This window comes from Pelagovum pacificum, assembly GCF_016134045.1.
GTDB lineage: Bacteria > Pseudomonadota > Alphaproteobacteria > Rhodobacterales > Rhodobacteraceae > Oceanicola > Oceanicola pacificus_A.
Genome location: NZ_CP065915.1, coordinates 1,221,393 through 1,236,318 on the forward strand (window position 1 = coordinate 1,221,393; position 14,926 = coordinate 1,236,318).

The following is a 14,926-nucleotide window of genomic DNA, read 5'->3' on the forward strand; positions in this document are numbered from 1 at the left end:
CGGGGGGCGCGCCATGAGCAGTGCACGGCCGGAAGAGCAGACGAAGACGCTGTCGGCCCTTGGTCTGACCGCACAGGGCGGGCGAGAGGCGGAGATCACCGGGATCACGGTGGACAGCCGCGAGGTGATGCCGGGCTACCTGTTCGCGGCCCTGCCGGGCGGCAGCGTCCACGGCGCGGATTTCATCGCGACGGCGCTGGAACTTCAGGCGGGCGCGATCCTCACCGATGCCGAGGGTGCGCGGCGGGCCGCCGACGAGATCGCCGAGTCGGACGTCGCGCTGATCGTTGCCGAGGATCCCCGCCAGACGCTCGCGCAGACCGCCGCGCTCTGGTTCGGGCGTCATCCCTCGACGGTCGTCGCGGTGACGGGGACGAACGGCAAGACCTCGGTGTCGACCTTCTGCCGCCAGATCTGGATCGAGATGGGCGAGGAGGCCGTGAACCTCGGCACGACCGGGGTGGAGGGCGCCTGGACGCACGGGCTGCGCCACACGACGCCGGACCCGATCACGCTGCACCGCGTTCTGGCCGAGGCCGCGCGCCAGGGCATCACCCATGTCGCGATGGAAGCGTCGAGCCACGGGCTCGACCAGCGGCGGCTCGACGGGATGATCCTCGCCGCGGCCGGGTTCACCAACTTCACGCAGGACCACCTCGACTATCACAAGACGTTCGACGCCTACTTCGATGCGAAGATGGGGCTGTTCACTCGCGTGCTGGCCGACGACGGGGTCGCCGTGGTCAACCTCGACGATCCGAAGGGGCCGCTCGTGGCCCAGATCGCGGAGGAACGCGGGCAGGAAGTGATCGGCGTAGGCCGTCACCCCGAGGCGCGGTTGCGCATCCTCGGGCAGCGGTTCGACGCGACGGGGCAGGAGCTGCGGTTCGAGTGGCAGGGGCGCAGCAAGCTGAGCCGGCTCGACCTGATCGGCGGCTTCCAGGCGGAGAACGTCCTGATGGCCGCCGCGTTGACGATCGGAGCGGGCGCGGCGCCCGACGAGGTGTTCGACGTGCTTCGGCATCTGCAGACAGTGCGGGGGCGGATGCAGCTCGCAGCGACGCGCGACAACGGCGCGACGGTGTTCGTCGACTACAGCCACACGCCCGACTCGGTCGGGGTGGCGATCCGCGCGCTGCGGCCGCACGTCATCGGGCGGATCATCGCTGTCGTCGGTGCCGGCGGCGACCGGGACAGGGGCAAGCGGCCGCTGATGGGCGCCGCCGCGGCGGAGAACGCCGACAAGGTCATCGTGACCGACGACAACCCGCGTTCGGAGGATCCTGCCGACATCCGCGCCGCTGTACTGGACGGCGCGCCGGGCGCGATCGAGATCGGCGACCGGGCCGAGGCGATCCTGCGCGGTGCCGACATGCTGGAGCCGGGCGACGCGCTGCTGATCTGCGGCAAGGGCCACGAGACGGGCCAGATCGTCGGCGACGCGATCCTGCCGTTCGACGATGTCGAGCAGGCGAGCGTTGCGGTCGCCGCGCTCGACGGGCGGATCTGATGGCTCTCTGGACTGCCGCCGAGGCCGCTCGCGCGACGGGTGGCGAGGCGACGACCGACTGGCAGGCCGACGGCGTGTCGATCGACACGCGCACGTTGCAGCCGGGGGACCTGTTCGTCGCATTGAAGGCGGCGCGGGACGGGCACGAGTTCGTCGCGCAGGCGCTTGAGAAGGGTGCCGCCGCGGCGCTGGTCACGCACCGCCCCGAGGGAGTTGCCGAGGATGCGCCGCTGCTGATCGTGCCGGACGTTCTGGAGGGGCTCGAAGCGCTCGGCCGGGCGGGTCGGGCGCGGACAGGTGCGCGGGTGGCGGCGATCACCGGGTCGGTCGGCAAGACCTCGACCAAGGAGATGCTGCGCGCCGCGCTGGAAAAGCAGGGCCGCACCCACGCCGCAGAGGCCTCCTACAACAACCACTGGGGCGTGCCGCTGACGCTGGCGCGGATGCCGGTCGATACCGACTATGCCGTGATCGAGATCGGGATGAACCATCCCGGAGAGATCGCGCCGCTGGCGAAGATGGCCCGGCCGCACGTTGCGATGATCACCACCATCGCGCCCGCCCACCTCGAGGCGTTCGGCGCGATCGAGGGGATCGCGCGGGAGAAGGCCTCCATCTTCGAGGGGCTGGAGCCGGGCGGCGTCGCCGTGGTGAACGGGGACCTGCCGACCTCGCCGATCCTGATCGAGACGGCAGAGGCCGCCGGCGCGCGCGTGGTCACCTTCGGCACCGCGCGGACCAACCACCACCGGCTTCTGTCGGCGCAGGTCTGCGAGGGTGCGACGGTCGGCACGGCACGGCTCTGGCGGACGCATGTCGACCTCAAGGTTGCGACCGAGGGACGGCACTTCGCGGTCAACGCGCTTGGCTGCCTGGCGGTGGCGAAGGCGCTCGGCGCGGACCGGACGCGGGCGCTGATGGGGCTTGGCCTCTGGGCGCCGCCGGCGGGCCGGGGGATGCGGGAGGAGCTGTTGCTGGATGACGGCGTCGCGTCCGGGACGATCGATCTGATCGACGACGCCTTCAACGCCAACCCGACCTCGCTGATCGCCGCGCTGGACGTGCTCGCCGCCGCCAAACCGCGCGACAACGTCGGCCACATCGGCCGGGGGCGGAGGATCGCGGTGCTCGGCGACATGCTGGAGCTCGGGGCGGACGAGGCGGCGATGCATGCCGATATCGCCCGAGAGCCCGCCATGCAGTCGGTCCATGTCGTCCATTGCGTCGGCAAGCTGATGCGCAATCTTTACGACGCGCTGCCCGAGGACCGTCGCGGTCGCTGGGTGGCCTCCGCCGACGAGCTGGCCCGCCACGCGGCGCGGCTGGTCGACGGTGGCGACGTCGTGCTGGTCAAGGGGTCGAAGGGCAGCCGGGTGTCGCTTGTCGTTGACGCCATCCGAAAACTGGGACATCGCAACGAGATGTCCGAACAAGAGGCCTGAGCATGCTCTACTGGTTGACCGCCATTTCGGACGGCGGCGATTTCTTCAACCTTTTCCGATACATCACCTTTCGGGCGGGCGGTGCCTTCCTGACGGCGCTGCTGTTCGGGTTCATCTTCGGCATCCCGCTGATCAACGTGCTGCGCAAGCGGCAGGGGCGGGGCCAGCCGATCCGCACCGACGGACCGGAGGGGCACCTCGTCAAGGCCGGGACGCCGACGATGGGGGGCCTGCTGATCGTCGGTGCGCTGACGACGTCGACCCTGCTCTGGGCGCGGCTCGACAACCCGTTCGTGCTGATGGTGCTGTTCGTCACACTGGCCTTCGCGGCCATCGGCTTCGCCGACGACTACGCCAAGGTGACCAAGCAATCGAGCGCCGGCCTGTCGAGCCGCGCGCGGCTGCTGCTCGGCTTCGTGATCGCGGGGATGGCGGGCTTCTGGTTCGCGCAGTTCCATCCCGACGAGCTGACCAACCAGCTGGCCTTCCCGGTGTTCAAGAACACGCTGCTGAACCTCGGTATCCTGTTCGTGCCCTTCTCGATGATCGTCATCGTCGGCGCGGCGAACGCGGTGAACCTGACGGACGGGCTCGACGGGCTGGCGATCATGCCGGTCATGATCGCCGCCGGGACCTTCGGGGTGATCGCCTACGCGGTCGGTCGCACCGACTTCACCGAGTATCTCGACGTTCACTACGTCCCCGACACCGGTGAGATCCTGATCTTCTGCATGGGCCTGATCGGCGGCGGCCTCGGCTTCCTGTGGTACAACGCACCGCCCGCCGCCGTCTTCATGGGCGATACGGGGAGCCTCGCGCTCGGCGGGGCGCTCGGCGCGATCGCGGTGGCGACCAAGCACGAGATCGTTCTCGCCATCGTCGGCGGCCTCTTCGTGGTCGAGGCGCTGTCGGTCATCATCCAGGTGCTCTACTTCAAGCGGACGGGCAAACGGGTCTTCCTGATGGCCCCGATCCACCACCATTACGAGAAGAAGGGCTGGGCCGAGCCGCAGATCGTGATCCGCTTCTGGATCATCTCGCTGATCCTCGCGATGATCGGCCTCGCAACCCTGAAGGTGCGCTGAGAAGAGCGTCGCCGGAGGGCCTGGCATGGCCCTCCGCATCCGCTGGAACCGATAAGGTGAACTCGTCGTTCAGCTTTTAACAGGTCCCAGTGAGGTCATGCCATGTCCGATCAAGGTTCTCCCGGCAAACTCCGGACATGGTCCATCGTCGGCCCGGGCATCGTGGCGGCGGCCACCGGCGTCGGCGCGGGTGACCTCGTCGCCACCCTGATCGCCGGCTCGCGCTACGGCTACGCCCTGCTCTGGGCGGCAGTGATCGGTTGTATCGTGAAGATCGCGCTCGCCGAGGGGACGGCGCGCTACCACCTCTCCACCGGCTCGACGATCCTCGACGGCTGGCAGAGCCTCGGGCGCTGGACCAGCTGGTACTTCGGCATCTACATCGTGATCTGGGGCTTCGTCTACGGCGCCACGGCGATGAGCGCGACGGCCCTGCCGCTGTCGGCGCTGATGCCCGGACTGCTGCCGAACTGGGTCTGGGGCGCGGGCGTCGGGATCCTCGGCGCCGCCTTCGTCGCGCTGAACCGCTACGACACGTTCGAGACGGTGATGAAGTGGCTGATCGGACTGATGTTCCTGATCGTCGTCTCCATCGCCATTCTGGTCCTGCCCGATGTGCCCTCCATGATCGCAGGCCTCGTGCCGCGCGTGCCGGATGGGTCGACCTTCTACACGCTCGGACTGATCGGCGGGGTCGGGGGCACCATCACCATGGCCGCCTACGGCTACTGGGTGAACGCCAAGGGCTGGCACGGGCCCGAGAAGATGGGCGTGATGCGGCTCGACAACCGGGTCGGTTACATCGTCACCGGCATCTTCGTGATCGCCATGCTGATCGTCGGGGCGGAGCTGCTCTATGCCGCCGACATCGCGCTGGCTGAGGGCAACGACGGCCTGATCCAGCTGAAGGACGTGCTGGCCGAGCGGTTCGGCAATTTCATCGCGGTGCTGTTCCTGGTCGGCTTCGCGGCGACGTCGCTGACCTCGCTCCTCGGCGTGTGGCACGGGGTGTCCACGCTGTTCGCGGACTTCGTGCAGAACATGCGCGGGCAGGACACGGCGGACCGGGGCGACCTGCACCGCTCGATGCCGTTCCGGGCCTACCTGTTCTGGCTGACGTTCCCGCCGATGATCCTGTTCGCCTTCGACCGGCCGTTCCTGCTTGTCATCATCTACGGCGCGTTCGGGGCGTTCTTCATGCCGTTCCTCGCGATCACGCTGATCTGGCTCCTGAACTCGTCCCGTGTACCGGCGGAGTGGCGGTCCGGCTGGCTGTCGAACGGTCTGCTCGGCATCGCGGCGGCGCTCTTCACGCTGCTCTGCCTGAACGAGGTCTGGGGGCTGGTCGCGGGCGACTGACCGGCCGGCTTGCGCCGCTCCGTCCGCGGCGGTAGCGAAGAAGCCGGACCAGTGGGGAAGTGCCATGATACCTGTCAGCGGAGTCGACGGCGAGCGGATCGCCGTGCTCGGATTGGGCCGTTCCGGTCGGACGACAGCCGCCGCCCTGCGCGCCGGCGGTGCAACGGTCGTCGCATGGGACGACGGGCCGGCTGGCCGCGCCGCGGCAGAGGCCGAGGGCATCGAGCTGCGCGACCTCGCCCGCGACGGCGCGATGTCGGATGTCGCCGCGCTGATCGTCTCGCCCGGCATTCCGCACCTCTACCCCGCGCCGCACCCCGCCATCGCGGCGGCGTGGGAGGCGGGCGTCCCCGTCGACAACGACATCGGCCTGTTCTTCCGCTCCTTCGGCACGGAGGAGTGGATGCGCTTCGACCAGCCGCCGAAGGTGATCGCCGTCACCGGATCGAACGGCAAGTCCACCACGGCGGCGCTGATCCAGCATGTCCTGACCGAGGCGGGCCGCGAGAGCCAGCTGGCCGGCAACATCGGGCGCGGCGTGCTCGACATCGACCCGCCCGGCGACGGCGGTGTCGTGGTGCTGGAGCTGTCCTCCTACCAGACCGACCTCGCGCGGTCGCTGACGCCCGACGTGGCGGTCTTCACAAACCTCAGCCCCGATCACCTCGACCGGCACGGCGGGATGGGGGGCTATTTCGCGGCCAAGCGCCGGCTGTTCGCGGAAGGCGGCCCCGACCGCTGCATCATCGGCGTGGACGAGGCGGAGGGGCAGTACCTTGCCAACCAGCTTTCCGAAAGCCGCGCCGATGACCGGGTGATCCGGGTGTCCGTCACCCGTAAGCTGCCCGAGGGCTGGACCGTGACGGCGCGCAAGGGCTACCTCGCCGAGAACCGCAAGGGCCGACAGGTCGGCGCGATCGACCTGCGCTCCATTCCGGGGCTGCCCGGCGCGCACAACCACCAGAATGCCTGCGCGGCCTACGCGGTCGCCCGGACCCTCGGCCTCGCCCCGCGGGTGATCGAGGGCGCCTTCGCCAGCTACCCGGGCCTGCCGCACCGCTCGCAACTGATCGCCGAACGGCGCGGCGTGCGCTTCGTCAACGACAGCAAGGCGACCAACGTCGACAGCGCGGTGAAGGCGCTGATGGCCTTCGACCGGGTGCGCTGGATCTGCGGCGGTCTGGAGAAGGCGGGCGGCCTCGCCGCGCTGCTGCCCGCGACGGGCTCCGTCGTGAAGGCCTACGTGATCGGCCGCGAGGCCGAGAGCTTCGCCACGCAGCTGAAAGGCGTGGATGCGGAAGTCTGCACGACCATGGCTCAGGCCGTCGCCCGCGCCGCCGAGGAGGCGGAGGAGGGCGAAGTCGTCCTGCTCGCCCCCGCGGCGGCGAGCTTCGACCAGTACGACAGTTTCGAGAAACGCGGCGACGATTTCGCCGCGCAGGTCGCCGCGCTCGGCGTGTGAGAGGGACGATGGGACAGCATACCACCATCGCGAGCGATGCGCTGACGGTCGAGGTCGCCGACCTCGGCGCCGAGATGCAGAAGATCACCCGTGCCGACGGGGCGGAGCTTCTGTGGCATGGCGATGCCGCCTTCTGGACCGGCCGCGCGCCGCTGCTGTTTCCGATCGTCGGGCCACCGGTCGACGGCCACGTGTCGATCAAGGGCACCCGCTACGAGATGGCGCAGCACGGCTTCGCGCGGCGGTCGATCTTCGCCCTGCAGGACACCGGCCCCGACTGGTGCCGCCACCGCCTCGCCGACAGCGAGGATACCCGCGCGGCCTATCCCTTCGCCTTCACGCTCGACGTGACCCACCGGCTCGACGGGGCGACCCTGTCGGTGACGGTCGAGGTCACGAACCGCGATACGATGCCAATGCCCTTCGGCTTCGGCTTTCACCCGGCGTTCGCCTGGCCACTGCCCGGCGCAACCGGCCAGCACGAGATCCGCCTCGCCAACGGCGCGACGCCGCCGGTCCACCGGCTCCACGACAACCGCGTCACCAAGACACCCGACCCGTCGCCGATGACCGACGGCGTGCTGCCGCTCGACCACGCATTGTTTGAAGAAAGCGCCCTGATCTTCCGCGAGGGCACCGGCGACCGGCTCAGCTACAGTGCCGCGACCGGACCGACGCTGGACTTCCACTTCGAGAACCTGCCGTATCTCGGCATCTGGACGAAGCCCGGCGCGCCCTTTCTCTGCATCGAGCCGTGGCACGGCATCGCCCCGGACGAAGGCGCAAGCGACGCGCTCACCGACCGTCCCGGCACCATCACGCTCGCCCCGGGGGCGACCGAACGGTTCTCATGGTCGCTGACGGTGCGCGGCTAGGTCCCACCCGGCTCTCTCATCTGGCCGAAAATACCTCTCGGGGGTGAATTGGGCCGCAGGCCCAAGAGGGGGCAGACAGCCCCCTGATCCGCCCGACCGGCAGGGAGGGCTCACAAGGCGCACCGCAGGTGCTCCGCCGGATCAGCAGTTCGGCACGTTGACCGCGAGCCCGCCGAGCGCCGTTTCCTTGTACTTCTCGCTCATGTCCTCGCCGGTCTGGCGCATGGTCTCGATCGCCGAGTCGAGCGGGACGAGGTGGACGCCGTCGCCGCGCAGCGCCAGCGACGCGGCGGAGACCGCCTTGATCGCGCCGAGGCCGTTGCGCTCGATACAGGGCACCTGAACGAGGCCGCGGATGGGGTCGCAGGTCATCCCCAGATGATGCTCGAGCGCGATCTCGGCCGCGTTCTCGATCTGCTCGACCGTGCCACCGAGCACCGCGCAGAGCCCCGCCGCCGCCATCGCGGAGGCCGAGCCGACCTCGGCCTGGCAGCCGCACTCCGCGCCCGAGATCGAGGCGTTGTACTTGATGAGCCCGCCGATCGCCGCGGCGGTCAGAAGGAACTCCGGCACGCGCGAGGTGGTCGCGCCCGGCACGTGGTCGAGCCAGTAGCGGATGGTTGCGGGCACAACGCCCGCCGCGCCGTTCGTCGGTGCGGTGACGACTTGCCCGCCGGCGGCGTTCTCCTCGTTCACGGCCATCGCGTAGGCCGACATCCAGTCGTTGATCGTGTGCGGCGGGGCGAGGTTCATGCCGCGCTCGGCGACGAGGCTGTCGCGGATCGCCATCGCGCGGCGGCGCACGTTCAGCCCGCCGGGCAGAATGCCGGAGGTCGACAGGCCGCGGTCGATGCAGGCCGCCATGACGTCCCAGATGCGCGTCAGCCCCCGGTCGAGGTCGGCGTGGCTGCGCCGCGCAAGCTCGTTCCTGCGCTTCATCGCGGCGATGTTCAGCCCGCTCTCCTGCGCCATCCGCACCATCTCGGCGGCGGTGGAGAAGGGGTAGGGGACCGCCGGGCCGGTGTCGGTGTCCTTGCCGGCGGCGAGTTCCGCCTCGGTCAGGACGAAGCCGCCGCCGACGGAATAGTAGGTGACCTGCACCAGCTCGTCGCCCTGTGCGTCCGTCGCGCGCAGGATCATCCCGTTGGCATGGCCGGGCAGGCCCGGGCCGTAGTCGAAGTGGAGGTCCGCCTCGGGGTCGAAGCGCAACGGGCCGAGCCCCTCGGGGGTCACCGTCTTCTCGGCCCGGATGCGGGCGAGTTCCGCTTCGGCCTTCTCCGCGTCGTAGCTTTCGGGAACGAACCCGGCGAGGCCGAGGATCGTGGCGCGGTCGGTGGCATGGCCGACCCCGGTGAAGGCGAGCGAGCCATGCAGCGTAGCCCGCAGCCCCGCAACCTGGAAGGGCGAGGCGCGCAGGTGGTCGAGGAAGCGCGCGGCAGCCACCATCGGTCCCATCGTGTGGGACGAGGAGGGGCCGACGCCGACCTTGAACATGTCGAAGACCGAAAGGAACATGGCCGGAGCCTAGCCGCACCGTCCCCGATCAAATCGCTGCCGAAAGACCTGTGCGCGCGCAATTGCGACAGCGGCGGTCACAGGCGCATGAAACCCGCCCGGAAGGTGGCGGTCACGGTCACGGCGGTCGGCTGGTCGACGGTTTCGGTGTCGGACTTCACGCAGGGCGGCGCGGCGGTGCAATCGTTGCTCCAGTGGGCGGTGCGGGTCCATGTGCCATAAGTGCCGGGGCCGCTCAGCTCCAGCCGTCCGGTGACGAAGCCGCCCTCCACCTCCTCGATCGTCACCTCGCCGGACAGCGCCTGACTCTCCAGTCCGATCCCCTCGATCGTGCCCCGGAAGCCGAGCTCGTCGCCGGCATCCTCGCCGCGCACGATCCGGCGGTAGGGCGACCAGTCCGACCCGGTGGCCGACTGCGCGGGGTAGGTGCCGGGTTTCAGATCGCTCGGGTCGAGGAAGATCGTCACGGACATCAGCGCGTCGCTGTCTGGCATCCAGCCGCCGACGCCGCCATGCCTCAGGATTTGAGAGGTGTTCGAGATATGCCCCATCCCGTCGAGGATCAGCGTCACCCGGTCCGCGGGCCAGCCACCGTGCGCCGCGATCATCTCGGCGGCGCGGGCGTCGCGCAGCGACTGCCGCTGCGGCTCGCTCATGTCGTTCCAGCGCGCGCTGCCGTACTCGGTCGAGAGGGCGGTCTCGATCGCGTTCAGCATCGGCGTGCCGGTCCAGATCACCGGCTGGCGCGTCGCGCCGACGAGGACCGAACAGACGGTGCCCTGATCGGTCGTCGTCCCCGAGATCTGCATCGAGGCCGGCCCCTCGGCCAGCATGTAGGGGCCGCCGGAGAAGTAGGTGTCGCCGTAGGTCACCAGCGGGTCCTGCTGCGCGAACGGCAGGTCGCCGTTCATGCGGACGTTCTGGGCCTGCGGATCGCAGGCATCGTCGCGCTGGAGCCGGAAGGTCACGGGGACGGAGGCCTGCGTTTCGGCATCGTAGCGGTCGGGCTCGCCGGCCGACAGCAGGACGATGAACCGCTTCTCCGCGCCGGGCGGGATCAGCCAGTCCTGCTCGTCCTCCAGCGCTTCGCCGGCGGTGACGATGTGGTGGACGTGGCGAGGGTCGTCGGCTTCATCCCATTCGACGTGGAAGCGGCGGTTGATGTCCTGCGCGGCAACGGTTATGTCGAGGCAGCGTGCCTGCAGGTTGCGGGTCGGCTTGGCGTCCTCGTGGGTCCAGTCGGCCCCGCCGTCGAGCGTCGCGGTCAGCGTCTTGCAGTCGAAAAAGGACGGCAGGGCGTCGTGAATCGCCGGGTCGGCGCTGGCGCGGGCGAGGAAGTCGAGCCAGACCTCGGTCAGCCCCTTGTCGGTCTCGCGCCGGAAGAACGTGTCGGCGGGCGTGCCACCGTCAGTGCCGAGCAGGGTTTCGTAGTCGAACAACCGCCCAAGATCGCCGCTATGTCCCTCGAAATGGTCGAGGTAGACATGTGTCCAGAACGCCTCCGTCCCGTAAGCGGGCAGGGTCGAGTCCTGGAACGTCAGCGGATGGCGCGAGAACCGGCCCTCGGCATAGTCGCTTTTCCAGAGCTGGCCGGCGATCTCGGCCCGGTCATAGTCGCCGAGCGACGCGCCGACCGCCATCACCGCCTGCTTGCCGATGGCGTCGGGGATACCCTCGTCGATCCAGCCGGGCAGGGGCGGGTCCTCGGTGTAGAGCGAGGCGCTCGACGCACGGCGCTCCCGGACCATGGCATGGACCATCTCGTGCGCGAGGGTGTGCAGCTTGAGGGTCGGCGTGACCAGCTCGCGCGGGCCAAGGCCATCATGGTCGCCGATGTCGACGGTGCGCTCGCGGTCCGCCGCGATCTCCGCGCGGCGTGCGTCGAGGTCCATGTAGACCGTGATCTCGCGTGGCACCGCGGCATAATCGGCGAGCGCGTCGCCCCCGTTGGAGGGGTCGAGGTAGACCGGCCACGGCAGGCCCTCGTCCGCCGCGATCGAAGGTTCGTCCCAGCCTTCGCCATCATACCAGCCCGAGAAGGCCTTGAGCCCGCGTTCGACCTGCTCGAGGAAGCCGGGTCGGATCGCGACGGGGATCGGCGCGTCCTCTGCGTCGGAGTTGAACCAGCAGTCCGTGCCGCCGGTCCAGCCGTGCCCGTCCTCCCGTGCCTGTGCAGTGTAGACCACCGGGCAACTTGCCTCCCAGTCCCGCTCGGACCAGGCGGAGGCCGGGCCGGGGAGAAGCGATGCGGCGGCCCAGAGGGCGGGGACGGCGATGAAGCGCATGGGCGGCTCCGGTTGACCAAGGGGCAACCGGCAGCTTAGGCGGGGCGGGGCCACCGGGCAAGCCGGGGCCGGTTTTGTCCTCGCTTGCGGGGCCTTGTGCGCGTATAACGCCGCCGGAATCTGACCGGAGCTGCCCCATGTCCGCCGACCTCTCGCCGATCGACAAAGCCAAGTTCGCCGCCGCGAAACGCGCCACCGATTTCGTCGAGGACGGGATGCGCGTCGGGCTCGGCACGGGCTCGACCGCCGCGTGGCTGGTGAAGTGCCTGGGCGAGCTGGTGCGCGAGGAAGGGCTGAAGATCACCGGCGTTCCGACCTCGTCGCGCACTGCCGCGCTGGCGCGCGACGTCGGCATCCCGGTGATCTCGCTCGACGAGGCGAAGTGGCTCGACCTGACCATCGACGGCGCGGACGAGTACGACGGCAACCTCAACCTCATCAAGGGTGGTGGCGGCGCGCTGCTGCAGGAGAAGATCGTCGCGACGGCGTCGGACCAGATGGTCGTCATCGCCGACGTGGGCAAACAGGTCGACACGCTCGGCGCGTTCCCACTGCCGGTCGAGGTGATCCCCTTCGGCTGGCAGACCACCAAGGTGCTGGTCGAGGAGACGCTGATCGGGCTCGACGTGCTGGGGCGCACCGCCTCGATCCGCATGAACGGCGATCACCCCTACGTGACGGACGAGGGCAACTACATCCTCGACCTGCACCTGCGTCGCATCGGTAATCCGCGTCAGCTGAGTCTCGTGCTGAACCAGATTCCCGGCGTGGTGGAGAACGGCCTCTTCATCGACATCTGTGACGCCGTGGTGATCGGCTACGGCGACGGGCGTGTCGAGTTGCGCAACATCAACGACGGCACGATCGAGGAAAGCCAGATCGACTTCCTCGAAGGCGAGAACCTGTTTTCCGACCTGTCTGACTGACCGATGACCGGGGTGGATGTCTCTCATTGGGCGTGCGAAGCGGAGAACTGGACCGCCTGGGCCCGCACGCCCGGTCATGATGCCTTCTGGGGTTACCGCCCGTCGCTGGCGTCCTTTATCGGCGAGGGGCAGGGGCCTGCGGTCGAGATCGGCTGCGGCGAGGGGCGGGTGTCCCGCCTGCTGACCGAACTCGGCTACGAGGTGACCGCGGTCGAACCGGTCCGCGCGCTGCTCGACGCCGCGCGGGAGGCCGGCTCCGCCTCGGCCTATGTCGAGGCGCCCGCCGCTGACTTGCCGTTCGAGGACGGGGCCTTCGGCCTTGTTCTGCTCTACAATGTGCTGATGGATGTCGAGGACCTCGAGGCCGCCGCGACCGAGGCCGCACGCGTGCTGGCGCCGGGCGGCCGGATGGTGGTCGGCATCGTCCACCCGCTCGCCGACATGCCCTTCGCGGGCGAGGACGAGGATTGCCTGTCCGCACGCCGCTTCGACGAGACGGAAGAGCGCGGCGGGCTCGCCATGCGCTTCGGCGGCTGGGCGCGGCCGATGTCGCACTACGTCACTGCGCTGTGCGGGGCGGGGCTGGTGGTGACGGCCATGGACGAGCCCCGGCCCGAGCCGAGTTCGGAGGTGGCGCGGCGCTGGTCGAAGCGGCCGCTGTTCCTCTGGATGAGTTTGACGAAGGGCTAGGCGCGGACTCAAGGCCACGGGCCGCCGCGCATCCGCTGCCCGACAGTCGTGTGCCAAGCAAACGACGAGAGGGGGCGGGCCACTCGAACTTTCGCTCTGGGTATCTGCGCGGAATCGAGGCCGGAGGCCGCCGCGCATCGTCGGGCCGCCCCCACGGCCCGGCGAATTGCAGGACGACGTCCACGGCTTCGAGTGTCGTCCGGGCTTGCCGGGATCAATCAAGGGATTCCCCGGTCAGGATCGCCGAACCGCGGCCCCACGACGCGCGGCTCGACACCGCCGGGGGTCTGGTCCTCGCGCGTGCCATGTGGAATACCCCAAAGCCGATGAACCGCAGGCGGAGGCAGCGATGAGCGACTACGACTACGATCTCTTCGTGATCGGCGGCGGCTCCGGGGGCGTCCGCGCCGCGCGGCAGTCGGCAGCGGCCGGGGCCCGGGTGGGCCTCGCCGAATCGAGCCGCATGGGCGGCACCTGCGTGATCCGGGGCTGCGTGCCCAAGAAGATCATGGTCTTCGCCAGCACCTATCGCGAAAGCCTCGCCGAAGCGCAGCAATATGGCTGGAGCGTCGATGCCGGCGATTTCGACTGGTCGGTCTTCGCGCCGAAGATGCGGGCCGAACTCGACCGCCTCGAAGCGGTCTACCGCAAGCTGCTGCTGAACTCCGACATCACGATCCACGACGCCCGCGCGGTGCTGAAGGATGCCAACACCGTCGAGCTTTCGACCGGCAAGACGGTGACGGCGAAAACCATCCTAATCGCGACCGGCGGCCATCCCGTCCGGCCGCCGCTGCCGAATGCGGAACTCGGCATGGTGAGCGACGACATCTTCCTGATGGAGGAGCTGCCGAAGTCGATTCTGATTATTGGCGGCGGCTATATCGCCTGCGAATTCGCCTTCATCCTCAAGGGGATGGGCGTCGAAGTGACGCAATATTACCGTGGCGAGCAGATCCTGCGCGGCTTCGACGGAGAGGCCCGCGGCCTCATCGCGGAATCGATGCACGAGGCCGGGATCGAGCTGCATGTCGGCACCGACATCGCCGCGATGGAGAAGGACGGTGCGGGCATCCGCGTCTCAGCCACCACCGGCAGCGAGCGGACGTTCGACAAGGTGCTCTTCGCCACGGGGCGCAAGCCCAACACCGACGGGCTCGGCCTGGAGGCGGCGGGCGTGAAGGCCGGCGTCAAGGGCGAGGTGATCGTCGACGAATACAGCGCCACCTCGGCGCCGTCGATCTACGCGATCGGCGATGTGACGGACCGGGTGCAGCTCACTCCGGTCGCGATCCGCGAGGGCATGGCCTTCGCGCAGACCGTCTTCCGCGACAACCCGACGCCGGTGGATCACGAGCTGATCCCTTCGGCGGTCTTCACGCAGCCCGAGCTGGGCACCGTAGGGTTGAGCGAGGAAGACGCCCGGGCGCAGGAGCCGATCGAGGTCTACGCGACCTCCTTCCGGCCGATGCGCACGCAGTTCATCGGAAAGACCGACAAGGTGCTGATGAAGCTCATCGTATCGAAGGCCACGCGCAAGGTCCTGGGCTGTCATATCGTCGCGCCCGAGGCGGGCGAGATGATCCAGCTCGCCGGGATCGCCGTAAAGATGGGCGCAACGAAAGAGGACTTCGACCGCACCGTCGCGGTCCATCCCACGATGTCCGAAGAAATCGTGACCATGCGCGAGCCGACAAGGACTGGTTGAATTGTCGCCCGACGGGCACAATGTGAAACATAGCCCGTTACGGGGACGAGAAGGGAAAGCGTAAGCCAT

11 protein-coding genes are annotated in these 14,926 nt (G+C 69.1%); 9 read left to right on the top strand and 2 right to left on the bottom strand.

Annotated features, from left to right (window positions below):
* Positions 1–13: 13 nt before the first annotated feature.
* The 6 genes from I8N54_RS06150 to I8N54_RS06175 all read left to right on the top strand — a co-directional run bounded on the left by I8N54_RS06150 (position 14) and on the right by I8N54_RS06175 (position 7,733).
* Entirely contained in the window at positions 14–1,510 is a 1,497-nt protein-coding gene (locus I8N54_RS06150) for a UDP-N-acetylmuramoyl-L-alanyl-D-glutamate--2,6-diaminopimelate ligase (protein WP_140193397.1), read from the top strand.
* Positions 1,510–2,952 carry a UDP-N-acetylmuramoyl-tripeptide--D-alanyl-D-alanine ligase gene (locus I8N54_RS06155; protein ID WP_140193396.1) on the top strand — a complete coding sequence of 481 codons (1,443 nt, stop codon included), beginning with the start codon at positions 1,510–1,512 and terminating at the stop codon, positions 2,950–2,952. The genes I8N54_RS06150 and I8N54_RS06155 overlap by 1 nt, the downstream gene beginning before the upstream one ends.
* 2 nt (positions 2,953–2,954) lie before the next feature.
* Positions 2,955–4,037, top strand: coding sequence for a phospho-N-acetylmuramoyl-pentapeptide-transferase (gene mraY / locus I8N54_RS06160; RefSeq protein WP_140193395.1), 1,083 nt, complete (start codon positions 2,955–2,957; stop codon positions 4,035–4,037).
* 102 nt (positions 4,038–4,139) lie between these two features.
* Positions 4,140–5,396, top strand: a complete 1,257-nt coding sequence (locus tag I8N54_RS06165) for an Nramp family divalent metal transporter (RefSeq protein ID WP_140193394.1) — start codon at positions 4,140–4,142, stop codon at positions 5,394–5,396.
* 64 nt (positions 5,397–5,460) lie between these two features.
* The gene (murD, locus tag I8N54_RS06170; protein ID WP_140193393.1) at positions 5,461–6,858 is read left to right on the top strand and encodes a UDP-N-acetylmuramoyl-L-alanine--D-glutamate ligase; all 1,398 of its coding nucleotides are present in this window, start codon (positions 5,461–5,463) and stop codon (positions 6,856–6,858) included.
* A gap of 8 nt (positions 6,859–6,866) precedes the next feature.
* A complete protein-coding gene (locus I8N54_RS06175; protein WP_140193392.1) occupies positions 6,867–7,733 on the top strand; it encodes an aldose 1-epimerase family protein in 867 nt (288 codons plus the stop codon).
* 141 nt (positions 7,734–7,874) lie between these two features.
* Here I8N54_RS06175 and I8N54_RS06180 read toward each other — a convergent pair whose 3' ends face one another.
* Both I8N54_RS06180 and I8N54_RS06185 read right to left on the bottom strand, forming a co-directional pair.
* Positions 7,875–9,248, bottom strand: coding sequence for an L-serine ammonia-lyase (locus tag I8N54_RS06180; RefSeq protein ID WP_140193391.1), 1,374 nt, complete (start codon positions 9,246–9,248; stop codon positions 7,875–7,877).
* 77 nt (positions 9,249–9,325) lie between these two features.
* On the bottom strand, positions 9,326–11,533 hold the full coding sequence (locus tag I8N54_RS06185; protein WP_140193390.1) for a hypothetical protein: 2,208 nt from the start codon (positions 11,531–11,533) through the stop codon (positions 9,326–9,328).
* Between the two features lie 137 nt (positions 11,534–11,670).
* On the opposite strand from I8N54_RS06185, the gene rpiA reads away from it, so the two are divergent.
* From rpiA to gor, 3 genes are all read left to right on the top strand, one after another.
* Complete coding sequence (gene rpiA / locus I8N54_RS06190; protein WP_140193389.1) at positions 11,671–12,459, top strand: ribose-5-phosphate isomerase RpiA; 789 nt, start codon at positions 11,671–11,673, stop codon at positions 12,457–12,459.
* A 3-nt stretch (positions 12,460–12,462) separates the two neighbouring features.
* Entirely contained in the window at positions 12,463–13,149 is a 687-nt protein-coding gene (locus tag I8N54_RS06195; protein ID WP_140193388.1) for a class I SAM-dependent methyltransferase, read from the top strand.
* 349 nt (positions 13,150–13,498) lie between these two features.
* Positions 13,499–14,857 carry a glutathione-disulfide reductase gene (gor, locus tag I8N54_RS06200; RefSeq protein WP_140193387.1) on the top strand — a complete coding sequence of 453 codons (1,359 nt, stop codon included), beginning with the start codon at positions 13,499–13,501 and terminating at the stop codon, positions 14,855–14,857.
* The last annotated feature ends 69 nt before the right edge of the window (positions 14,858–14,926 follow it).

Excerpts from the sequence above, each read along its gene's own strand:
- I8N54_RS06150 (WP_140193397.1), top strand. The coding sequence starts at position 14 with ATGAGCAGTGCACGGCCGGAAGAGCAGACGAAGACGCTGTCGGCCCTT.
- I8N54_RS06155 (WP_140193396.1), top strand. The coding sequence starts at position 1,510 with ATGGCTCTCTGGACTGCCGCCGAGGCCGCTCGCGCGACGGGTGGCGAG.
- mraY (WP_140193395.1), top strand. The coding sequence starts at position 2,955 with ATGCTCTACTGGTTGACCGCCATTTCGGACGGCGGCGATTTCTTCAAC.
- I8N54_RS06165 (WP_140193394.1), top strand. The coding sequence starts at position 4,140 with ATGTCCGATCAAGGTTCTCCCGGCAAACTCCGGACATGGTCCATCGTC.
- murD (WP_140193393.1), top strand. The coding sequence starts at position 5,461 with ATGATACCTGTCAGCGGAGTCGACGGCGAGCGGATCGCCGTGCTCGGA.
- I8N54_RS06175 (WP_140193392.1), top strand. The coding sequence starts at position 6,867 with ATGGGACAGCATACCACCATCGCGAGCGATGCGCTGACGGTCGAGGTC.
- I8N54_RS06180 (WP_140193391.1), bottom strand. The coding sequence starts at position 9,248 with ATGTTCCTTTCGGTCTTCGACATGTTCAAGGTCGGCGTCGGCCCCTCC.
- I8N54_RS06185 (WP_140193390.1), bottom strand. The coding sequence starts at position 11,533 with ATGCGCTTCATCGCCGTCCCCGCCCTCTGGGCCGCCGCATCGCTTCTC.
- rpiA (WP_140193389.1), top strand. The coding sequence starts at position 11,671 with ATGTCCGCCGACCTCTCGCCGATCGACAAAGCCAAGTTCGCCGCCGCG.
- I8N54_RS06195 (WP_140193388.1), top strand. The coding sequence starts at position 12,463 with ATGACCGGGGTGGATGTCTCTCATTGGGCGTGCGAAGCGGAGAACTGG.
- gor (WP_140193387.1), top strand. The coding sequence starts at position 13,499 with ATGAGCGACTACGACTACGATCTCTTCGTGATCGGCGGCGGCTCCGGG.